This is a genomic window from Actinopolyspora alba (genome assembly GCF_900112765.1).
GTDB classification, from domain to species: domain Bacteria; phylum Actinomycetota; class Actinomycetes; order Mycobacteriales; family Pseudonocardiaceae; genus Actinopolyspora; species Actinopolyspora alba.
Map to the genome: position 1 here is coordinate 261,093 of NZ_FOMZ01000003.1, position 20,865 is coordinate 281,957.

A 20,865-nucleotide genomic window follows, 5' to 3' on the forward strand; every position below is an offset into this window, starting at 1 on the left:
TCTTCGACTCCGTTACGGCGACGTGGGGTCGAGCCGACCTGATTCGTCGACTTCGGTGATCCGCACCTGTTCGATCCGCAGCTCTTTCGGGGTGGGCATCCGGCTACCCGGCAGTTCCACGGCTGCCGAGCCGTAGGCCACGGCGGAGCGCAAGGCTTCCGGTCCGTCTCCGCCCGCGAGCAGGTACCCGGCCAGCGCGGCATCGCCCGCGCCGACCGTGCTGCGCACCCTCCGGGCGTTGCTCGTGCCGAACCAGGCCGATTCGCCCCCGACGAGCAGTGCGCCGCGCTCGCCGAGGGTGACCAGCACGGAACCGGTGCCCTCGGAACGAACCGCTCGTGCGGTGGCGGCCACTTCGGCGAGGTCAGCGGGCCGGTGTCCCGCCAGTTCGGTCAGTTCCGCCAGGTTGGGGGCGAGCAGATCGGGACCTGCCGCGCACGCCTCGGCCAGCGCGGCCCCCGAGGAGTCCACCGCGACCTTCGCGCCGGCCGCGCGGGCGGTTCGCACCAGACCGGCGTAGTAGTCGTCGGGGCAACCGTGCGGCAGGCTCCCACTCGCCACCACCCATCGCGCTCGTGTGGCCATCTCACCCAACCGGGTGCGCAACGCCTCCAGCTCGCCGGTGGTCAGCGCGTTCCCGGGTTCGTTGATCTTGGTGGTGGTCCCGTCGGCCTCGACCAGGGTGAGGTTGCTGCGGGTGGCAGCCTCCACGGGCACCTCGACGACGGAGACGGCCTCCGGTGCGAGCAGCTCGGCGAGGCTGTTGCCCTCGACCCCTCCGGTCGGTAGTACTGCCACGGTGCTGTGATCGGCCGCGGTCAACACGCGGGCGACGTTGACCCCTTTGCCGCCGGGATCCACGTGTACTCCACCGGCGCGGTGAACCTCCCCCCGATCGAGACGATCGAGCAGTACGCTGCGATCCAGACTGGGGTTGGGGGTGACGGTGACGATCATGTCAGTACCACGTCCGTTCCGCACTCGCGCAGCTCGGACACCGCCGTCTCGTGCAACCCACTGTTGGTGATCAGCACATCGAGATCGGATATCTCGGCGAAACGGCTGAAGTGGTCGCGTCCGTACTTGGTGTTGTCCGCCAGCAGGACCCGTTCGCGGCAGGACCGCACCATCGCCGATTTCACCGCGCTTTCCGCGCTGTCCGGGGTGGTGCAGCCCCGCTCGGCGGAGAAACCGTTCGTGCCGAGCAGACCGACGTCGACGGTCAGACCGTCCAGCACGCTCAGTGCCCAGTACTCGACAGCTGCCAGCGTGGTGCCTCGCACCCGACCGCCGAGCAGATGCAGGTCGAGGTTGCCACGATTGGCCAACTGGTTGGCCACCGGAAGGGAGTTGGTGACCACTGTCAGTTCGCGGTCGGTGGGCAGCAGGCCCGCCACCCGGCTCGTGGTGGTTCCCGCGTCCAACAGCAGCGTTCCCCTCTCGGGCACCAGGTCCAGCGCGGCACGTGCCACTCGGTCCTTTTCCGCGGCTGCTGTCTGGTCTCGCTGTGAGACGCCCGGTTCGAAGTCGAGTCGTTCCTGCGGGATCGCCCCGCCGTACACGCGGCGCAGTAGTCCTTGGCGTTCCAACGTGCCGAGGTCGCGTCGAATGGTCTCCGGCGCTACCTCGAGCTCCGTGGACGCCTCCGCGACGTCGATACGACCGTCGCGGCGTGCCCGCTGCACCAGCACCTGCCGACGCTCCGCCCCGTACATGCCCGTTATCCTCCGTTCTGATTTTTGTTGCTGACTGATTCTGCCCGTTATTGTTGTGTTGTCAAGGTCACATTCGTTTCCGAGGTGGTTGGCCACGGCTCGCTGGAGTCGCTGTTCAGGATCGGTAGAAGTGAAACTTGAAGCGGGAGCGCTCCCGAAGAGCGCTGTGCCACGCTCGGCCGGTGGGAATCCGAGGAATCGCCCGCAGCGGGCAGTGGTCGATCAGCTCCCACGGTTCGAGGTCTGTGTCGGGAGGTTCCGCCGGACGAGTCGCCGCGGGAGCCGGATCGACGGGATCTCGCTATTCGTCGCAGCAATCGTGTCCCGGACCGCAGCAGGCCGGGGCGGAGTCCGAGGAGAAGGCGGTGGCGAGTCCACCTTGGGCGCAGCACCCGTCACCGCGCCATGCCTCGCGGCCTTCCTTGACCGCCATAACCGCGATGACCAGTGCCGCGGCCGGATCGGCCCAGAACCAGCCCAAGGAGGCGTTGAGAAGTAGGCCCACCAGCAGCACCGCTGACAAGTAGGAACACAACAGGGTCTGCTTGGAGTCGGCGATCGCGCTGGCCGATCCCAACAGGCGCCCGGTACGTCGTTGGGTCAGTGACAGGGCGGGCATGACCAGCAGTGAAAGCGCGGCCAGTCCGATGCCCACCGGCGAGGCCGCTGGCTCGGTGTCTCCGAGGAGCGTGCGAACCGCCGTCACGGTCACGTAGGCGGCCAGCGCGAAGAAGGAGATCGCGATGACGCGCAGTGCCCCGCGTTCACGGGCCCGCCGTGTCGACGCCTCTCGTGCGGAGAACTGCCACGCCACGGCGGCCGCCGAGGCGACCTCGATCACGGAGTCCAGTCCGAAACCGAGCAGGGCGGCGGAGGAAGCGGCTATCCCGCTGGTGACGGCCACCACGGCCTCGATCACGTTGTAGGAGATGGTGGCCAGCACCAGCAGTCGCAGTCTGCGGGTCAGTACCGCCCGACGCGACGGACCCTCCGGTTCGCCGGGGAGATCCGAGCCCGAAGTCAGGGGGAGGGGAGCGGGCTCGCCGGGCCGCCCCTCGGAGGCCGGTCGGGTATCCTCGCGGGGTTTTCCCCGCTCGTGCCTGGGTCGATTCATAGTGCGGTCACCGCTCTCCCCCGGCCCGCCTCCGTGGAATCAAGCGGCGCGCGGCGATCCTCCTCGGCGCAGGAGTCGCTCGGTTCGACGGCCAGTACCACCTTGACGAGATGGCGCAGCGCTTCGGCCAGGTGCTCGTCCGCGAGCTCGTAACGCACCTGACGTCCCTGGTAGGTGGCCACCACCAGTCCGCAGCCCCGCAGGCAGGCCAGGTGGTTGGACACTTTGGACCGACTCAGCTCGAGGTGTTCGGCCAGCAGGCCGGGGTAGTGGGTTCCCTCCAGCAGTGCCGTCAGGACACGGCACCGGGTCGGATCGGCCAACGCCCTGCCCAGGCGCGTCAGCGCCTCTTCTCGAGTCTCACATGTCAGCATCGATGCAATATTACAGTTTTCGTTGAACTGTTTCCAGCTCGGAGTCGTAACGCGAAGAGAGGGGCTGCACGAACTCCGGGTACGGTGTTCGACCCCACATGTGCCGACACGAGCTGAACAGGGAAGATGGAATCCGAGATGACGCTTACCGACCAGCTTCCCCCGACACCCGACACCGATCCTGACGCCCTGCTCGACGGGTTCACCAGCTGGACCACCGAACAGGGGTTCGAGCTCTATCCCGCGCAGGAAGAGGCGCTGATGGAGGTCGTGTCCGGCTCCAACGTGATCGTCAGCACCCCGACGGGTTCGGGGAAGAGCCTGATCGCGGTCGGTGCGCACTTCACCGCCCTGGCGAACAAGCAGCGCAGTTTCTACACCGCGCCGATCAAGGCGCTGGTCTCGGAGAAGTTCTTCTCGCTGGTCGACTTGTTCGGTGCCGACAACGTCGGGATGCTGACCGGCGACAGCAGCGTCAACCCGGACGCGCCGATCATCTGCTGCACCGCCGAGATCCTGGCCAACATCGCGCTGCGCGACGGCGAACGCGCCGAGGTCGGCCAGGTGGTCATGGACGAGTTCCACTTCTACGCCGAGCCCCAGCGTGGCTGGGCGTGGCAGGTGCCGATGCTGGAGCTGCCGCAGGCCCAGTTCGTGCTGATGTCGGCGACCCTCGGCGACGTCACCGGTTTCAAGAAGGACCTCACGCGTCGTACCGCTCGTGAGACCGCCGTGGTCAGTTCCGCCGAACGTCCGGTGCCACTGACCTTCCGGTACGCGATGACCCCGCTGCACGAGACGATCGAGGAGCTCCTCAACGGCAGGCAGGCCCCGATCTACGTGGTCTACTTCAACCAGGCCTCCGCGGTGGAGCAGGCACAGGCGTTGGTCAGCATGAACGTGGCCAGCCGTGCCGAACGCGACGCCATAGCCGAGAAGCTCGGCGACTTCCGATTCACGGCGGGGTTCGGCAAGACACTGTCCAGGTTGATCCGGCACGGTATCGGCGTGCACCACGCGGGTATGCTGCCGCGTTACCGCCGTCTGGTCGAGCAGCTCGCACAGGCGGGACTGCTCAAGGTCATCTGCGGTACCGACACGCTCGGAGTGGGGATCAACGTCCCCATCCGCACCGTGCTGCTGACCGGGTTGACCAAGTTCGACGGCAGCCGCACCCGCCACCTCAAGGCCAGGGAGTTCCACCAGGTCGCGGGCCGGGCGGGCCGCGCGGGGTACGACACCGACGGTTATGTGGTGGTACAGGCTCCCGAGCACGTCATCGAGAACGAACGCGCCCTGGCCAAGGCCGGTGACGATCCCAAGAAACGCCGCAAGGTCGTCAAGAAGAAGGCGCCCGAGGGCTTCGTGTCCTGGGGACAGAAGACCTTCGACAAACTGGTCGAGGCCGAGCCGGAACCGTTGACGTCGAGCTTCAACGTCACCCACGCCATGCTGCTCAACGTGATCAGCCGGCCCGGCGACACCTACGCGGCGATGCGTGAGCTGCTCACCGACAACCACGAGGACCGTCCGGCCCAGCGCAAGCACATGTTGCGGGCCATCTCCATCTACCGCGCGCTCGTGGCCGCCGGGGTGGTCGAGCAGTTGGACGAGCCGGACGAGCAGGGCAGGCTGGTCCGGGTCACCATGGACCTGCAGTTCGACTTCGCGCTGAATCAGCCGCTGTCGCCGTTCGCGTTGGCCGCGATCGAACTGCTCGATCCGGCCTCGCCCAGCTACGCGGTCGACGTGCTGTCGATCATCGAGGCCACTCTGGACGATCCGCGTCAGGTGCTGGGCGCGCAGCAGGCCAAGGAACGTGGTGAGGCCATCGCGCGGATGAAGGCCGAGGGCATCGAGTACGAGCAGCGCATGGAGATGATCGAGGACATCACCCATCCGCAGCCGCTGGCCGAGATGCTCGAGGCCGCTTATGAGACCTATCGGCAGGGGCATCCCTGGGTTTCCGAGCACGAGCTCTCTCCCAAGTCCGTGGCCAGGGACATGTACGAGCGGGCGATGAACTTCGTGGAGTTCGTCAACCACTACGGGCTGGCGCGTTCGGAAGGGCTGGTACTGCGGTACCTCGCGGACGTCTACAAGGCGCTGCGGCACACCGTGCCCGACGACGCCAAGAGTGAAGAGCTCGGCGACATCATCGAGTGGCTCGGCGAGCTGGTGCGGCAGGTGGACTCCAGCCTGCTCGACGAGTGGGAACGGCTGCGCAATCCGGGCGAGGACGACTCCGGTGCCGAGTCCGTCGACGAGGGGCCCGCCAAGCTCACCGACAACAAGCGGGCCTTCCGGGTGCAGGTCCGCAACGCCATGTTCCGGCGCGTGGAGCTGGCCGCGCGGGAGCGGTTCGACGAACTCGGCGAACTCGACGGGGAGGAAGGCTGGACGGCCGAGGACTGGCAGGCCGCGCTGGACGAGTACTTCGGCGAACACGAGGAGCTCGGTACCGATGCCGACGCTCGTGGTCCGAGCCTGTTCATGGTCACCGAGGAGTCCCAGCGGTGGTTGGTGCGCCAGGTCTTCAGTGATCCGGAGGGCAACAACGACTGGGGAATCAGCGCCGAGGTCGACCTGCCCGCCTCGGACGAGGCGGGTGTCGCGGTGGTCCGGGTCACCGACGTGGGTCGGTTCGACCAGTACTGATCGAGTTCCGGGGTGAGTGCGCCCCGGTTCACCCTTCCGCCTCGCGGCTCGGTACGGGGCGACTCACCCAATTAGGTTGTGCACAATTTAGTTTTCCGCTATCTTTTTGGTGGGTGGTCGCGGCACGCGGCCTTGCCCGCGCCAACCGATCGGCGACTGGGAGAGTGACGATGACAGCGTTGTACACGGCAGAGGCCACCGCCAGCGGCGAAGGACGGGACGGCCGTACCCGTTCCTCGGACGGTGTGCTCGACCTCGGGTTGTCCGTGCCCAAGGAACTCGGTGGTCCAGGGGGTGAGGCGACCAATCCGGAGCAGCTCTTCGCGGCCGGATACGCGGCTTGCTTCCACAGTGCGCTGCGGGTGGTGGCCCGTCGTGCCAAAGTCAGCGTTGAGGACTCCACCGTCACCGCGCGAGTCGGAATGGGACCGGACGGCAACGGTGGATACGGGCTGAGCCTCTCGCTGCGTGTCGGGATTCCCGGCGTCGATCGGCAGCGGGCACTCGAACTCGCCGAAGCGGCCGACGGGGTCTGCCCCTACTCCAACGCGGTGCGCGGCAACGTCGACATCGAGCTCGAGGTCGAGTGACCACGTCGGTACGCGAAGCCGGACCCGGTGTGAGTGAGATCGCTGTTTTGGCTCCGCTCGCTCGCCCCGGCTTCCCGAGCCGGTGACCTATCAGCACGGCCCGGACGAAGTGTCCTGGCCGTGACCGGGAACTCCGCGGTGCCGGACGGCTGAGTGGGGCGCTCGCGACTTCCACCACGTTGACCGATCGAGCACCCGGGCCCCCGATAGACTGCCCGCATGGGTCACGGACTCCGCGACGTTCCCACTCCGACCGCAAGACTGGACCAGAGCTCGGCCGCCACTGTCGCCGAGACGCTGCAGGCGCTGGCCACACCGTCACGTCTGCTGATTCTGAGTGAGCTGCGGCAGGGAGCGCGGTCGGTGAATCAGCTGGCGGAAGCGGTGGGAATGGGGCAGTCCGCGGTGTCGCACCAGCTGCGCGTGCTGCGATCCCTCTGGTTGGTCAAGGGTGACCGTGCGGGCCGGGCGGTGGTGTACTCGCTCTACGACTCGCACGTCGCGCAGTTCTTCGACGAGGCGGTCAATCGGGTCGAACACCTGCACCCCGCATCGCTGGAACGCTAGGTTGCTCCGAGCCCGGAGTGGCAGGAATCGAGGAGTGGCAAGAGTCGAGTCGCCGCCGAAACGGCGACGACTCGACGGGGGCCGGCGGATCCCGCTCAACTCAGCCCGACGACCTCGCCGCGGTCGTCGATGTCGATCCGCTCCGCGGCGGGCCGGGAACTCAACCCCGGCATGGTGCGGATGTCGCCACAGATGGGGTAGACGAATCCGGCACCAACGGAAGCCCGGATCTCACGCACCGGTAGCGTCCATCCCGTGGGAGCCCCCAACAGGCTCGGATCGGAACTCAACGACAGGTGCGTCTTGGCGATGCACACCGGCAGCGAATCGAACCCGTTGGCCGTGTAACTGCGCAACGCGCGTTCCGCCGCGGGGGTGTACGAAACTCCGTCGGCGCCGTAGACCCTGGTGGCGACCGTCTCGATCTTGGTGCGCAGATCCGCGGAGTCGGGGTAGAGCAGTTCGAACCGACTGGGTTCCTCGGCGGCCTCGCTGACCGCTTCGGCCAGTTCCACCGCCCCCTTGCCACCGTCGGTGAAATGGGTGCTGATGGCCACGCGGGCACCCGCGTTCTCGGCCACCTCGCGGATCGCCTGGTGCTCACTGGGGTGGTCGGTGGGGAACGCGTTCACCGCCACCACGGGTGAGACACCGTGCATGCGCAGGTTCTCGATCTGCTTGCGGAGGTTGTCGGCCCCCGCGAGCACGTCCTCCGGATTCTCGTCGAGCATCTCCGCCGGAAGATCCTTGCCCGCCACCACGCGGAATCGCCCGGAGTGCGCCTTCAACGCCCGAACGGTGGCGACCAGCACCGCCGCGTCCGGGCGCAACCCGGAGGTCCGGCACTTGATGTTGAAGAACCGTTCGGCCCCCATGTCGGCACCGAAACCGGCCTCGGTGACCACGTAGTCGGCACACCTGCTGGCGATGCGGTCGGCCACGACGGAGGAGTTGCCGTGCGCGATGTTGCCGAACGGACCCGCGTGCACCAGCACCGGTGTGTTCTCGACGGTCTGCATCAGGTTGGGCTTGATCGCCTCCCGCATGATCACCGTCATCGCACCGGCGGCACCCAGCTGCTCCGCCGTGACCGGCTGCCCCTGGTGGGTGTAGCCCACGACGATGCGGCCCAGCCGTTCACGCATGTCGTGCAGCGAGTTGGACAGCGCCAGCACCGCCATCACCTCGCTGGCCGCGGTGATGTCGAAACCCGTCTGGTGCGGAGTGCCGTCGGCACTGCCGCCCAGGCCGGTCACCACGTTGCGCAACTCCCGGTCGTTGATGTCGACCACTCGTCGCCAGGTCACCCGGTGGGGATCCAGCCCGAGTTCGTTGCCCTTGTGGATGTGGTTGTCCACCATCGCCGCCAGCATGTTGTTGGCGGCCGTGACGGCGTGCATATCGCCGGTCAGGTGCAGGTTCAGCGCCTCCATGGGCACCACCTGGCTGTATCCACCTCCCGCCGCACCGCCCTTGATGCCGAACGTCGGCCCCATGGACGGCTGTCGGATCGCGACCGCCGATCGCTTTCCCAGGTGGTGCAGCGCCTGGCCGAGACCGACCGTGGTGGTGGTTTTGCCCTCGCCGAGCGGAGTCGGTGTGATGGCCGACACCAGGACGTACTTGGCCCGGTTCTGCTCACCGAGCTCGTCGAGGGCACTCAGGGAGACCTTGGCGACGTCCCTGCCGTAGGGCTCCAGCAGGTGGGGAGCCAGCCCCAGATCCGCGGCGACCTCCTCCAGCGGTTTGCGTGGCGAGGACCGCGAGATGTCCAGATCGGACGGCATGTTCATGCGGGCACCTCCTGCAGCCGGTCGGCCATCTCGATGGCCCATTGCCGGGTCTTGCTGATCTCGTTGAAGGTGAACAGGTGCCAACCCGCGATGTTGTAGTCCGGATCCACGAGACAGGGCGACAACTCGTCGAACACGTTCTCCGGGGTGTAGCGGGTCAGCAGTTTGGTCACCACGCCGTGCTGTTTCCGCAGGAAACGCATGGACTGGCCCAGCCCGATCTTCATCGAGATCCGCAGCAGCTTGCTCGGGTCGATCGATCCCGGCGCACCGATGTAGACCGGCAGTTCGACGCCCCTGGCTCGCATGCTCTTGACCCACGAGGCGATCGTGTTCGGGTCGTAGCAGATCTGCGAGACGATGTAGTCGGCGTAACGTGCCTTCTCGTCGGTGGCCTGGATGGTCATGCGATCCGGGATGAAGGCGTGCTGCTCCGGATAGCCGGTGATCCCGACCCGGTGCGGCCTGGTCCCGATCTCCTCCATGCCCCGCAGTAACGACAGGGCGTCGGTGAACCTGCCCGCCGGACGTTCGGCGTCCCCGGCGATCACGAAGACCTCCGTGAGACCGAGGTCGCTCACCCGAGCGAGCAGATCGCTCAGGTGGGCCGAGTCCCGGACCAGTCGTGCCGCCAGGTGGGGGACCACGTGCATGCCCTCGTCACGCAGCCGTGCCGCCGTGTCCAGAGTGGCTTCGGTCCCCTTGGCGGGCGAGGACGTCACGGTCACCGTCGTCCCGGCGGGCAGTTCCCGCACCTGCTCGACGACCCCCCGCAGCGGCAGAACCTCGTAACGGGCGTTGCGGAGGTAACGCTGTAGCTGTTGTTGCGCGTTCGTGGTCATTTCGACACCGCCGCTTCTTCCTGCCGTTCGAACTGCTTGGGGATCTGCTTCTTCGGGTCGAGGAACGGCTTTTCCACCACCTCGGCCTCCTGCGGGCCGTGCTGGGTCTCCACCACGAGTGGTGTCCCCACCTCGTGGTAGCTGATCGGCACCATCGCGTAACCGATGTTGCGGTCCAGCCTCGGCGAGTGGCAGGCGGAGGTGACGTCTCCGATACGCAGTCCGTTGGGATCCCGAACCGGGAAGGTGTCGATCATCGAGCCGTCGTTGAAGCTGCCCACTTCGGGGCCACCCATGGCCACACCCACCAGCTTGCGGGTGATCCCCTCGTCGTAGATCCGGGTCAGCGCGGATTTCCCGATGAAGTCCGCCTCCTGGTTGAGATCGACCATCCAGGTCGCCTCGAACCCGTAACCGACCTCGAACGGATTCGTGTCGTAGGTGATGTCGCAGCCCCAGGACAGGATGCCCGCCTCGATCCGCCGGATGTGGCAGGGGCCGATCACCCGCATGTCGTAGGGCCGACCGGCCTCCCAGATCTTCTCCCAGAGCCGCACACCGTCCTGGCTGGCGTTGTGCAGGTAGATCTCGTAGCCGAGCTCGGCGGTGTAGCCGGTACGCGAGACGATCACGTCCATGCCGTCCAGCTGCCGGTCAACGGCGTAGTAGTACGGAATCTCCTGGATGGACTCCCCGAACAGGTCCACCATGACGTCACGGGACTTCGGACCCTGCACCTGGACCGGCCCCACGTCGGGTTCACGGATCTGGACGTTCATCCCCAGGCTGTAGGCGAGCCCCTTGGCCCACAGCAGCACGTCGCTGTCGGCCAGTGACAGCCAGAAGTGGTTCTCCCCGAGGCGCAGCAGCACGGGATCGTTGATGATTCCGCCGTCCTCCGCGGTGATGAACACGTACTTGCACTGCCCGACCCGGCACTTGTTCAGATCACGGGGGACCAGCATGTTGGTGAACTCGAAGGCGTCCGGGCCGGTGATCTCCACCTGACGCTCGACACCGACGTCCCACAGCGTCACACCGTTGAGCAGGTGCCAGTACTCGGCTACCGGGTCACCGTAGTGCCTGGCGTGATAGGTGTGGTTGTACACGCTGTACATCCCCACCCCGTGCCTGCGCGAAGCGTAGAAGAAGGGCGACTTGCGGAGACGGGGGTACTGCAGGATCGCGGGGGTCGGGTTGATGCTCATGGGGGACTCCTCACGGGGTTGATGGGGCGATTCCGCCGGACCGTCCACCGCGCTGCGGTCAACGGCCCGGTTGTCGGGGGGATGTAGCTCGATGCGCTCTCAGCAGCGCATCCGTTTCATCTCGGGATCGAACACCGGATCGGACATCACCGTGGCGGGATGCCGTTCTCCGAAGTAGGCCACCTCGACGGAGGTTCCCGCTTCGGACAGTTCCGAGGGCAACCACGCGTAGGCGAGGCTGAGGCCGAGGCTGTGGCCGTAGCCCGTACTCGTGGTGAAACCGCAGGCTCGCCGGTCCTGGGAACCGGCGAAGACCGGCTCGGAACCCATCACTACCGTGCCGTCGTCGATCGACAGGCAGCACAACTTTCGTCGTACCGGGGCCTCGCGGCGGCGAAGCAACGCGTCACGACCGATGAACTGACCCTTGTCCGGCTTCACCGCGAAGGCCAGTCCCGCCTCGTCGGGGGTGTGCACGCTCCACATGTCACCGCCCCAGGCCCGGTACCCCTTTTCCAGCCGCATGTTGCTGAAAGCGCCCCTGCCGCCGGCGATGACGCCGTACTCGGCGCCCGCACCTGCCAGCAGGTCCCAGAGCCGTAGTCCGAAGTCGGCCGTGGTGTAGAGCTCCCACCCGAGCTCACCGACGTAGGACAGTCGCAGCGCCGTGACCGGAACCTCACGGACGAACAACCGCTTGGCCCGGAAGAACCTGAACTGCTCGTGCGAGACATCGGTCTCGGTCAGTGACTGCAGTACCGCACGTGCGTACGGTCCCCACAGGCCGATGCAGCACGTACCGCCGGTGATGTCACGTACCGTGGTCGACTCGTCCGCGTGGTCGCTCATCCACGCGATGTCCCGCTGTCCGTTGCAGCCGACTTGGAAGGTGTTCTCCGAAAGCCGCGCCACGGTGACGTCCGAGCGGATACCACCCCTGTGGTCGAGCATCAGCGTGTAGGTCACGTACCCGGGAGCACGGTCCAGTTGATTGGTCGTCAACCGCTGTAGCAGCTCCAGCGCGCCGGGACCGCTGACCTCCGCCCGACACAGCGAGGTCATGTCGTACATGGCGACTCGTTCACGGGTGACCTGGTGCTCGGCCGCGATGATCGGGGACCAGTAACGGCTGGCCCACTGGCCGGGGGTGGCTGTCTCGCGGTCGTCCACGAGGGGGGCGTTGGCCTCGAACCAGTGCGGCCGTTCCCATCCGCTGGCCTCCAGGAACACCGCCCCGAGTTCCTGCTGGCGCGGGTAGAACGGACTGGTGCGCAGTGGCCTGGGGTGTTCGGGGGGCTGCTGGGGGTGGATGATGTCGTAGACCTCGCGGAAGGTCTGCGCGCTGCGCTCGGACACGTAGCTGTCGCTGTGCGCGAAGTTCTCGAACCGCCGGATGTCCGCCGAGCGCAGGTCGATGCTGGGCTCACCCTCGGTCATCCACTCGGCCACCGCCAAGCCAACACCCGCGGAGTGCGTGATCCACACCGCCTCGGCGACCCAGAAGTTGTCCACCTCGCGGGTCGGTCCCAGGACCGGAGCGCCGTCGGCGGTGAACAGGAAGATCCCGTTCATCCCCTCGGCCACCTCGGTGCGCCGCAACGCGGGGATCAGCTCGCGCGCCTCCGCGAACGGCTTGGCGAAGTCCTCGGGCGTGAACGGGTGAACCGAGGACATGCCCTTCCAGCCGCCGCCCTCCGGCGGTGCCTCGACACCGTCTCCCGCGGCCTTGGTCGGGGCCAGCTCGTCGCAGGACACGGGGATCACCCGGTGCTGGTAGGAGCCGATCCCGTAGCGGTCGTGGATCTGCCGGAAGTACAGCGAGCTGTCCTGCTGACGCAGAATCGGTTGTTCGACCTCCTCGCCACCGGCGACCAGTCCCTCGACCGGCTCGGTGACCGCGTACTGGTGGGCGACCGGCTGTACCGGGATGGACACGCCCGCCATCTCACCGATTCGCGGCCCCCAGATCCCCGCGCAGCACAGCACCCGCTCGGCCGTGACCGTCCCCCGGTCCGTGTGCACCGCGTTCACCCGTCCGTCGGACGTGTCGAAGCCGGTAACAGCGGTGTGCTCGGCGAACCGGACGCCGAGACGCTGTGCCTCCCGAGCCATGGACTCGGCGGCGCGTACCGGCTTGGCGATTCCGTCGGTGGGCACGTGGAACCCGCCGTAAATCCGGCTCGGATCCACCTGCGGAATCCGCTCGTGTACCTCTTCCGGCGTGAGCAACGTGCCGTCCAGACCCCAGGCGGTGGCGAGTCCGTGTTTGCGGTGGAGCTCGTCCCACCGTTCCTGTGAGGTGGCGACCTCGATTCCCCCCACCTGGTGGAAGCAGGGGCGGCCGTCCACGCTCGCGGCGGTGAACCGCTCCACCGTGTAGCGCGCCAGCTGGGTCATCGTCTGCGAGCCGCTGGTCTGGAAGACGAGCCCCGGCGCGTGCGAGGACGAGCCACCGGTGGCGAAGAGTGGCCCCTGCTCGACCACGAGTACGTCCGTCACCCCGCGTTGGGCGAGGTGGTAGGCGGTACTGCAACCGACGATTCCAGCGCCGATTATCACGATGCGTGCACTCGAATCGAGCACCGAAGCCATTGCCGCCCCCTGCCGAATATCGGGAACCGGTGTTGCGTCTAGAACAACTATCTGCGTCACTCGCAACAGTGCGCCCGATGCTCTATGTGCGTCAAGACACACATTCGGGCGACAAGAGAATGACTTGCCGGCTCAAGATCGCGGGGTTGTGCTGGGGAATCGGTGGGTCCACCCGCGTGGCGCGAAGGAGTCGCTACAGCACTTGGCGAATCGAGTTCTCGAAGTGATCCACGTGGTCGACCGCGACGCGGTCGGCCCGGTCCGCATCGGCGTCGATGACGGCTTTCAGTAACTCGGTGTGTTCAGTGACATGGCTCGTGACGTCACTCAATCGATCGAAGAAAAGTCCCCAGATGCGCAGTGCGAGGTTGTAGTACTGCCCGAGAGTGCTTTCCAGATAGCCGTTGTGTGTGCAGCGGTACAGCGTGCGGTGCACCCGAGCGTCCACGCCCATGACCGACTCCGGCTCTTCGGGGACGCGCTCCACCAGTTCCACCAGTTCCGCGAGCTCGCCCCGCTCCGCCTCGGTGGCCCGTTCGGCCGCCCTCCTGGCCGCGTGTCCCTCCAGTCTCCGTCGCACGTCGGCGATCAGGGCGTGATCGGTGATGTTGACCTCGGTGACGAAGGTGCCCCTGCGTGGGTAGATCGCCACCAGGGACTCGGCGGCGAGGCGTTTCACGGCCTCCCGGAAGGGGGTGCGTCCGAGGCCCAGTTCGCTGGTCAGTGCTTCTTCCCGCACGGGGGACCCGGGGGCCAGTCGCAGCGACAGGATCTCCTCCCGCAGGGTCAGGTAGGCGCGCTCGGCCTGTGAGGGGCGCTCCTGGGGGAACCGCTGCGGCGAACTGTCACCCGATGGGGAATTGACCGCTTCCGACACGACTCGTAGCCTACCTCACAGACTGACATTTCAGTTGTTGTTCACTCATATGTAACGATGATCGTCATCGATCGCCCAGTGCTCTTCGTGCGGTTCGGCCGCGCCGCGGGAACCCTCCGGCAGTCGGACCGATCCGATCCACCGACATCGCCGATCACCAGCAAACTGCCAGCAAGGAGCCACCGTTGGTCGCTGACGGCAACACCCCAGCTCCTCCGGAGCGGCTGTGGCGCAACCCGGAGCCGAAACGCAACTACGACGTGGTGATCGTCGGGGCCGGTGGGCACGGACTGGCCACCGCTTACTACCTGGCGCGCAACCACGGCATCACCGACATCGCCGTTGTCGAGCGCGGGTGGCTCGCGGGCGGCAACATGGCCCGAAACACCACGATCATCCGTTCGAACTACCTGCTCGACGCCAGCGCCGCACTCTACGACCACGCGTTGCGGCTCTGGGAGGAACTCCACGAGGAACTCGACTACGAGTTCCACTTCAGCCAGCGCGGCGTGCTCAATCTCGCCCACACCGAGCAGGAGGTCCGAGACGCGCGCAGGAGAGCGTTCGCCAACGAGCTCAACGGGGTGGACGCCGAGTGGCTCACCCCCGACGAGATCTCCGAGGTCTGCCCCATCCTCAACACGTCGAATCTGCGCTATCCGGTGCTCGGCGCCACGTACCAGCGCAGGGCGGGAATAGCCAAGCACGACCTCGTCGCGTGGGGGCTGGCACGGAAGTGCGACGAGATGGGAGTGGACTTCATCCAGAACCGCGAGGTCACCGGCTTCGTCACCGACGGGGACCGGGTGATCGGGGTACGAACGGACAGCGGTGACATCGGAGCCGGTCGGGTGGGGCTGGCCGCGGCGGGAAGGACAACGCTGCTCACCGACACCCTCGGTCTCCGGCTGCCGTTGCAGAGCCACCCGCTGCAGGCCATGGCCACCGAGATCCTCGAACCCGTGCATCCCTGCGTGGTCATGTCCAACCACGTGCACGTCTACACCAGCCAGGCCCACAAGGGCGAGCTCGTGCTCGGCGCGGGCGTGGACACCCACAACGGGTACGCGCAGCGAGGCTCGGTGCACGTGATCGAGAACCAGCTGGCGGCGGCAGTGGAGCTGTTCCCCGTGTTCGCCAGAGCGCACCTGCTGCGTACCTGGGCCGGCACCGTGGATGTGACGCCGGACGCCTCGCCGATCATCGGCCCCACTCCCTACGAGAACCTCTTCGTCAACTGCGGTTGGGGAACGGGTGGCTTCAAGGCGACCCCCGGGGCGGGGTGGGTGTTCGCCCACACCATCGCCACCGGGGAGCCCCATCCGCTCAACGAGCCCTACGGCATGGAGCGGTTCACCAGTGGAGCCCTCATCGATGAGCACGGCGCGGCCGCCGTCGCCCACTGAGAAACGGGGTGGCTTCGAATGCGCTGTTCACCAGCGGCTCCCACGAGACGGGACACCGGTACCCGGCCACTCGAGCGAGTTCCGCCACGGAGTCCCGTTCCGTTGCCCGACGACACCCACAGGAGGCCGTAGATGCTGCTCGTCCGATGCCCGTGGTGCGGTGACCGCGACGAGGCCGAGTTCCGCTACGGCGGACAGGCCGATGTCGACTACCCGGCCGATCCCCACCAGCTCGACGACGCCACCTGGGGCGAGTACCTGTTCGTTCGGGCGAACCCCGCGGGCTCGTTCGACGAGCGCTGGGTGCACACGGCGGGTTGTCGCCGCTGGTTCTCGGTCGTTCGCGACACCGCGACCAACGAGATGAGGCCGGACATTCCACGACGTCGCGAAAGTCGGTAACACCATGACGAGTTCGTCGAACCCCAACCGTGTGAACGCATCGGTCCGCGCGGGGCGTATCGACCGCACCCGCACGTTGAACGCCACCGTGGACGGACGTGAGGTCCGTGGCAGGGCCGGCGACACGTTGGCCTCGGCCATGCTGGCCCACGGCGACATCGAGGTGGCCCCCTCGATCCAGCTGGGACGTCCGAGGGGTGTGCTCAGTGCCGACTGCACCGAACCCAACGCGCTGGTCCAGCTGCTCGACGGCGACTGTCCGGAACCCATGCTGCCCGCCACCGAGATCGAACTCCGGGAAGGGCTGCGTGCCGAGACACTGTCCGGCGTCGGGTGGTTGAGCCAACAGCGCGACACCGCCGGTTACGACAAGAAGTTCGTGCACACCGACGTCGTCGTGGTGGGAGCCGGTCCCGCCGGGATAGCGGCGAGCCTGACGGCCGCGCGAGGTGGCGCTCGGGTGATCCTCGTCGACCAGCACCGCGAGCTCGGCGGCATGCTGCTGGACGGCCAGGCCGACATCGCCGGACATCCGGCGACCGAATGGATCGGGCGTGCCGCGCGCGAACTCGCGGAGAACGAACAGGTCCGGGTGCTGACCCGCTCCTCGGCACTCGGGTACTACGACCACAACTACCTGCTCGTGGCCGAAAGTCGTACGGACCACATGGCCGCCCCGCCGCCCTCGATGAGCCGGCAGCGACTCTGGCACGTCAGGGCGAAGCAGGTGGTGCTCGCCACCGGAGCGCACGAACGCCCCGTGGTGTTCGCCGACAACGACCGCCCCGGCGTGATGCTGGCCTCGGCGGTCCGGTCCTATCTCAACCGCTACGCCGTGCTGCCCGGCCGTGAGGCCGTCGTCTTCACCACTTCGGACAGCGCGTACAGCACCGCGCTCGACCTGCTCGGCGCGGGAGCCCGTGTTCCGGCCATCGTGGACACCCGGCCCGAGCCGTCCGCACGGTTGGTCGAACAGGTCCGTGCCGCCGGTGCCCACGTGGTGACCTCGGCGGCGGTGGTCGCCACCACCGGGCAGCACCGCATATCCGGTGTGCGGGTGCGTGGGCTCGACGCCGACGGTTCGCTCACGGGCTGGAGCAGCGAGTTCTCCTGCGAGCTGTTGGCGGTCAGCGGTGGCTGGAATCCGGCGGTTCAGCTGTTCGCCCAGAGCGGGGGAGCGGTGCGTTGGGACCCCGTGGTGGCCGGCTTCGTGCCGCGGCTGGCCGGTGGGAGTTCCGCGAAAGTGGTGGGCTCGGCACGAGGGACCTATGATCTCGCGGGATGTCTCGCGCAGGGATTCGCGGCCGGGGCGGAAGCCGCCACGCTCAGCGGGTTCCGCACCGCCCCGCCTCCCGTGCCGCAGGTCGACGGCGACCGCCAGGGCAGCAGGCCGCGGCCGATATGGCTGGTTCCCGACGAATCGCGCCCTCCAGAGCGGTGCACCGAGCACTTCGTGGACCTGCAACGCGACGCCACGGTGGCCGACATGTACCGCGCCACCGAGACCGGGATGCGTTCGGTGCAGCACGTCAAGCGCTACACCACCATCTCGACCGGCCTGGACCAGGGGAAGGGGTCCGGTGTCAACGCGGTCGGGGTCCTGGCGGAGATTCTCTCGGCGAACTCCCCCGGTGAGGTGGGAACCACCACCTTCCGCCCGCCCTACACGCCGGTGCCGCTCGCGCTGTTCGCCGGACGCACCAGGGGGGAACTCTACGATCCGGTGCGCACCACACCGATGCACCGTCAGCACGTCGAGGCGGGCGCGGTCTTCGAGGACGTGGGCCAGTGGAAACGTGCCCGCTACTACCCGCGCGGTGACGAGGACATGCACGCGGCCGTGCTGCGCGAATGCGCGGCCGCACGTACCGGAGTGGCCGTCCAGGACGTCAGCACGCTCGGGCGCATCGAGATCGTGGGGCCGGACGCGCCGGTGTTCCTCGACCGGATCTACACCAACGGGTTCGCGAAGCTGGCGGTCGGCAAGGCCCGGTACGGGATGATGTGCGGTGCGGACGGGATGGTGCTCGACGACGGCGTCTCGATGCGGTTGGCCGAGGACCGCTACCTGATGAGCACCACCACCGGTGGTGCGGCGAAGGTGCTGGACTGGCTCGAGGAGTGGTTGCAGACCGAGTGGCCCGAACTGGACGTCTACTGCACCTCGGTCACCGAGCAGTGGGCTGCGGTCGCGGTGGTCGGCCCGGACTCCCGCACGGTAGTGGGCCGGCTCGCCCCCGACCTCGACGTGTCGGCCGACTCCTTCGGGTTCATGCGGTTCCACGAGACGGTGCTCACCGGTGGGATTCCCGCCAGGATCTCCCGGGTCTCGTTCTCGGGGGAGCTCGCCTTCGAGGTCAACGTCCCCCGCTGGTACGGACAGGCGCTGTGGGAAGCCACCGTGACGGCCGGAGCCGATCTGAGCATCACCCCCTACGGAACCGAGACGATGCACGTGCTGCGCGCCGAGAAGGGGTTCGTGATCGTCGGGCAGGACACCGACGGAACGGTCACCCCGGTGGACCTGGGGATGGACTGGGCCGTCTCCAAGCAGAAGGACTTCATCGGCAAGCGTTCGCTGAGCCGTCCCGATCTGGTGCGTGAGGACCGCAAACAGCTGGTCGGACTGTTGCCCACCGACACCACGACACTGCTGCCGGAGGGATCCCACCTGGTCGAGCCCGACGTGTCGAGGCAGCCGCCCGTGCCGATGCTGGGACACGTCACCTCGAGCTACCACAGTGCCGCTCTCGAACGAACCTTCGCGCTCGGTCTGATCAGCCGGGGACAGCAACGCCTCGGAGACGTGGTGTGCGTTCCGCTCGACGGTCGTGACGTCGAGGTGGAGATCACCAGCCCCGTGTTCTACGACCCGGAAGGAGTCCGACGTGACGGTCCCGCAAAAGGTTGAATCCGAAACCGCCACGACCGATGTCGCCACGGCGCAGCGGCACAGTCCGCTGGAACACCGTGCCGCCGAGTTCGAACGTCGCAGCGCGTCCGGTGCTCGCGGAGTTCGGTTGCGCGAGGAACCGTTCCTCACGCAGCTCGACCTCCGGACCCCACCGGGCGGTTCCTCCGCGGCTTCGGTGGCCGAGGCCTTGGGGCTCCCACTGCCCGCTGCCAACAGGGCCACCGGTGACGAGCACGACGCGGTGCTTTGGTTGGGGCCCGACGAGTCGTTGATCGTGGCACCGGACGGGCGTGCCGAAAGTCTGCTGCGTACCGTCCGGGAAGCACAGCGGGGCGGTTCCGGCTCCGTGGTGGACGTCTCTGCCAATCGCACCACACTGCGTCTTTCCGGGCCGATGGCCCGTGAGGTGCTGGAGAAACTGTGCTCGGTCGATCTGCATCCCCGTGCGTTCGGGCCCGGTGACTGCGTACAGACCCTGCTGGGACGGGTCGTCGTGGTGCTGTGGCAGCTGGACCGCGAACCCGGCTACCGCGTCATGGTCCGCTGTTCCTTCGCCGAGTACCTCGCGGACCTGCTGTTGGACGCCATGGCCGAGTTTCTCGACGGTTGACGGCAGTGACCCGGAGTGTTCACGTCCCGCCGATTTCGCCGATTCCAATAGCTCTCGGTAGTCGTCCGGACACTTCGCGGGCTTCCCGGCTGTTACGGTCTGCGATACTGTGAACACGAGGTAGGGCCGATTCCGAGGTGGAAGCGGGTCCGGCCGCATGGTGGTGTCGCAGCCGGTGAACTCGCCGGTGCCGCCGGGTTCGCCACAGGGCGAGCGCTATGTTGCGTATGACGGAACCGCGCGCGGTTTGTCGGGCGACTGCCGGGAAAGTCGGGCGGTGGACCGACGAGGACGGTTGGTTCCGGCAATTGTCCCCGGACGGATACGGTTGAGTCGTGAGTGAATCAGCGGACACACGAGGCAGGGGATCGGGGGCGTTGGTCCAGTCGGTGGACCGTGCCGTGACGATCCTGGAGCTCGTGGCACGCAACGGCGAGGTTGGCATAACCGAGATCGCCGGGGAACTGGGCGTGCACAAGTCCACCGCGTCGAGGCTGGTCAGTGTGTTGGAAACACGCGGCCTGGTGGAACAGCTCAAGGACAGGGGAAAGTACGTCATCGGCTTCGGAGTGGTCCGGCTCGCCGGAGCCGCCACCGAGCGGATGGACCTGCCACGCCTCGGCGCACCGTACTGCGACTCGCTCGCCGCCGAGCTGGGTGAGACCGTCAACATCGCCATCCGGGATCACGACGTGGCGATCAACATCAGCCAGGCGCGCGGCACGGCCTCCGTCACCGCGCACAACTGGGTGGGGCAGCGGACACCGCTGCATGCCACTTCGAGCGGCAAGGTGCTGTTCGCGCACGCCCCGAACGAGGATCGCGAGGATCTGCTCGGTGAGGAACTGCAGCGCTACACGGCGCGAACCATCACCGATTCCGAGGAGCTCCGCAAGGAGTTCCAGGCCATCGAACGCGATGGTTACGCGACCAGTTACGAGGAGCTGGAACTGGGGCTGAACGCGGCGGCGGTCGCCGTGTACAACCACAACGGCGGTGTCATCGCCGCGCTGAGTGCTTCCGGGCCGTCCTACCGCTTCTCCCGCAGAAGGATGCGTGAGCTCGTCGACGCGATGACGGTGGCTTCCAAGGAGCTCTCGGCCCAGCTCGGGTATCTCGAAACCTGATCACTCCGCACCGGGCCGACTCGATCCGCGTGCGACCCACCCGGCGCCCCGCGCTTCTCCCGGGGTGCTGTGGTGC

At 67.2% G+C, this 20,865-nt stretch carries 17 protein-coding genes; 8 read left to right on the forward strand and 9 right to left on the reverse strand.

What is annotated here, in order from left to right; translation table 11 throughout:
* Nucleotides 1-12 precede the first annotated feature (12 nt).
* The 4 genes from pfkB to cmtR all read right to left on the reverse strand — a co-directional run bounded on the left by pfkB (nucleotide 13) and on the right by cmtR (nucleotide 3,203).
* On the reverse strand, nucleotides 13-957 hold the full coding sequence (pfkB, locus tag BM150_RS05750) for a 1-phosphofructokinase (RefSeq protein ID WP_092924769.1): 945 nt from the start codon (nucleotides 955-957) through the stop codon (nucleotides 13-15).
* Entirely contained in the window at nucleotides 954-1,715 is a 762-nt protein-coding gene (locus BM150_RS05755; protein ID WP_092924771.1) for a DeoR/GlpR family DNA-binding transcription regulator, read from the reverse strand. The genes pfkB and BM150_RS05755 overlap by 4 nt, the downstream gene beginning before the upstream one ends.
* 301 nt (nucleotides 1,716-2,016) lie before the next feature.
* Nucleotides 2,017-2,829, reverse strand: a complete 813-nt coding sequence (locus tag BM150_RS05760) for a cation diffusion facilitator family transporter (RefSeq protein WP_092924773.1) — start codon at nucleotides 2,827-2,829, stop codon at nucleotides 2,017-2,019.
* Nucleotides 2,826-3,203 carry a Cd(II)/Pb(II)-sensing metalloregulatory transcriptional regulator CmtR gene (cmtR, locus tag BM150_RS05765; protein ID WP_092924775.1) on the reverse strand — a complete coding sequence of 126 codons (378 nt, stop codon included), beginning with the start codon at nucleotides 3,201-3,203 and terminating at the stop codon, nucleotides 2,826-2,828. The genes BM150_RS05760 and cmtR overlap by 4 nt, the downstream gene beginning before the upstream one ends.
* A gap of 138 nt (nucleotides 3,204-3,341) precedes the next feature.
* Here cmtR and BM150_RS05770 point away from each other — a divergent pair, with 138 nt between their 5' ends.
* The 3 genes from BM150_RS05770 (at nucleotide 3,342) to BM150_RS05780 (ending at nucleotide 7,018) form a co-directional block, all read left to right on the forward strand.
* Nucleotides 3,342-5,861, forward strand: coding sequence for a DEAD/DEAH box helicase (locus BM150_RS05770; RefSeq protein ID WP_092925073.1), 2,520 nt, complete (start codon nucleotides 3,342-3,344; stop codon nucleotides 5,859-5,861).
* A 170-nt stretch (nucleotides 5,862-6,031) separates the two neighbouring features.
* Nucleotides 6,032-6,451: an organic hydroperoxide resistance protein gene (locus tag BM150_RS05775; protein WP_092924777.1), complete on the forward strand. Its 420-nt coding sequence runs from the start codon at nucleotides 6,032-6,034 to the stop codon at nucleotides 6,449-6,451.
* Between the two features lie 219 nt (nucleotides 6,452-6,670).
* Nucleotides 6,671-7,018 (forward strand): ArsR/SmtB family transcription factor, encoded by a 348-nt coding sequence (locus tag BM150_RS05780; RefSeq protein ID WP_092924779.1) that lies wholly within the window; start codon nucleotides 6,671-6,673, stop codon nucleotides 7,016-7,018.
* Between the two features lie 95 nt (nucleotides 7,019-7,113).
* Here BM150_RS05780 and BM150_RS05785 read toward each other — a convergent pair whose 3' ends face one another.
* The 5 genes from BM150_RS05785 to BM150_RS05805 form a co-directional block, all read right to left on the reverse strand.
* Nucleotides 7,114-8,811, reverse strand: coding sequence for a formate--tetrahydrofolate ligase (locus BM150_RS05785; protein WP_092924781.1), 1,698 nt, complete (start codon nucleotides 8,809-8,811; stop codon nucleotides 7,114-7,116).
* Nucleotides 8,808-9,653, reverse strand: coding sequence for a methylenetetrahydrofolate reductase (locus BM150_RS05790; protein WP_092924783.1), 846 nt, complete (start codon nucleotides 9,651-9,653; stop codon nucleotides 8,808-8,810). Before BM150_RS05790 ends, BM150_RS05785 begins: the two co-directional genes overlap by 4 nt.
* Nucleotides 9,650-10,861 carry a glycine cleavage T C-terminal barrel domain-containing protein gene (locus BM150_RS05795; protein WP_092924785.1) on the reverse strand — a complete coding sequence of 404 codons (1,212 nt, stop codon included), beginning with the start codon at nucleotides 10,859-10,861 and terminating at the stop codon, nucleotides 9,650-9,652. The genes BM150_RS05790 and BM150_RS05795 overlap by 4 nt, the downstream gene beginning before the upstream one ends.
* A gap of 99 nt (nucleotides 10,862-10,960) precedes the next feature.
* Nucleotides 10,961-13,453 (reverse strand): GcvT family protein, encoded by a 2,493-nt coding sequence (locus BM150_RS05800; protein WP_092924787.1) that lies wholly within the window; start codon nucleotides 13,451-13,453, stop codon nucleotides 10,961-10,963.
* A 193-nt stretch (nucleotides 13,454-13,646) separates the two neighbouring features.
* On the reverse strand, nucleotides 13,647-14,330 hold the full coding sequence (locus tag BM150_RS05805; RefSeq protein ID WP_092924789.1) for a GntR family transcriptional regulator: 684 nt from the start codon (nucleotides 14,328-14,330) through the stop codon (nucleotides 13,647-13,649).
* Nucleotides 14,331-14,515: 185 nt separating this feature from the next.
* On the opposite strand from BM150_RS05805, the gene BM150_RS05810 reads away from it, so the two are divergent.
* The 5 genes from BM150_RS05810 to BM150_RS05830 all read left to right on the forward strand — a co-directional run bounded on the left by BM150_RS05810 (nucleotide 14,516) and on the right by BM150_RS05830 (nucleotide 20,789).
* The gene (locus tag BM150_RS05810) at nucleotides 14,516-15,736 is read left to right on the forward strand and encodes a sarcosine oxidase subunit beta family protein (RefSeq protein ID WP_092924791.1); all 1,221 of its coding nucleotides are present in this window, start codon (nucleotides 14,516-14,518) and stop codon (nucleotides 15,734-15,736) included.
* 132 nt (nucleotides 15,737-15,868) lie between these two features.
* Nucleotides 15,869-16,138 (forward strand): sarcosine oxidase subunit delta, encoded by a 270-nt coding sequence (locus BM150_RS05815; protein WP_092924793.1) that lies wholly within the window; start codon nucleotides 15,869-15,871, stop codon nucleotides 16,136-16,138.
* A gap of 4 nt (nucleotides 16,139-16,142) precedes the next feature.
* Nucleotides 16,143-19,049, forward strand: coding sequence for a 2Fe-2S iron-sulfur cluster-binding protein (locus tag BM150_RS24880; protein ID WP_092924795.1), 2,907 nt, complete (start codon nucleotides 16,143-16,145; stop codon nucleotides 19,047-19,049).
* Nucleotides 19,027-19,662, forward strand: a complete 636-nt coding sequence (locus BM150_RS05825) for a sarcosine oxidase subunit gamma (RefSeq protein ID WP_092924797.1) — start codon at nucleotides 19,027-19,029, stop codon at nucleotides 19,660-19,662. The genes BM150_RS24880 and BM150_RS05825 overlap by 23 nt, the downstream gene beginning before the upstream one ends.
* 335 nt (nucleotides 19,663-19,997) lie before the next feature.
* On the forward strand, nucleotides 19,998-20,789 hold the full coding sequence (locus BM150_RS05830) for an IclR family transcriptional regulator (RefSeq protein WP_245755286.1): 792 nt from the start codon (nucleotides 19,998-20,000) through the stop codon (nucleotides 20,787-20,789).
* The last annotated feature ends 76 nt before the right edge of the window (nucleotides 20,790-20,865 follow it).

Excerpts from the sequence above, each read along its gene's own strand:
- pfkB (WP_092924769.1), bottom strand. The coding sequence starts at position 957 with ATGATCGTCACCGTCACCCCCAACCCCAGTCTGGATCGCAGCGTACTG.
- BM150_RS05755 (WP_092924771.1), bottom strand. The coding sequence starts at position 1,715 with ATGTACGGGGCGGAGCGTCGGCAGGTGCTGGTGCAGCGGGCACGCCGC.
- BM150_RS05760 (WP_092924773.1), bottom strand. The coding sequence starts at position 2,829 with ATGAATCGACCCAGGCACGAGCGGGGAAAACCCCGCGAGGATACCCGA.
- cmtR (WP_092924775.1), bottom strand. The coding sequence starts at position 3,203 with ATGCTGACATGTGAGACTCGAGAAGAGGCGCTGACGCGCCTGGGCAGG.
- BM150_RS05770 (WP_092925073.1), top strand. The coding sequence starts at position 3,342 with ATGACGCTTACCGACCAGCTTCCCCCGACACCCGACACCGATCCTGAC.
- BM150_RS05775 (WP_092924777.1), top strand. The coding sequence starts at position 6,032 with ATGACAGCGTTGTACACGGCAGAGGCCACCGCCAGCGGCGAAGGACGG.
- BM150_RS05780 (WP_092924779.1), top strand. The coding sequence starts at position 6,671 with ATGGGTCACGGACTCCGCGACGTTCCCACTCCGACCGCAAGACTGGAC.
- BM150_RS05785 (WP_092924781.1), bottom strand. The coding sequence starts at position 8,811 with ATGAACATGCCGTCCGATCTGGACATCTCGCGGTCCTCGCCACGCAAA.
- BM150_RS05790 (WP_092924783.1), bottom strand. The coding sequence starts at position 9,653 with ATGACCACGAACGCGCAACAACAGCTACAGCGTTACCTCCGCAACGCC.
- BM150_RS05795 (WP_092924785.1), bottom strand. The coding sequence starts at position 10,861 with ATGAGCATCAACCCGACCCCCGCGATCCTGCAGTACCCCCGTCTCCGC.
- BM150_RS05800 (WP_092924787.1), bottom strand. The coding sequence starts at position 13,453 with ATGGCTTCGGTGCTCGATTCGAGTGCACGCATCGTGATAATCGGCGCT.
- BM150_RS05815 (WP_092924793.1), top strand. The coding sequence starts at position 15,869 with ATGCTGCTCGTCCGATGCCCGTGGTGCGGTGACCGCGACGAGGCCGAG.
- BM150_RS24880 (WP_092924795.1), top strand. The coding sequence starts at position 16,143 with ATGACGAGTTCGTCGAACCCCAACCGTGTGAACGCATCGGTCCGCGCG.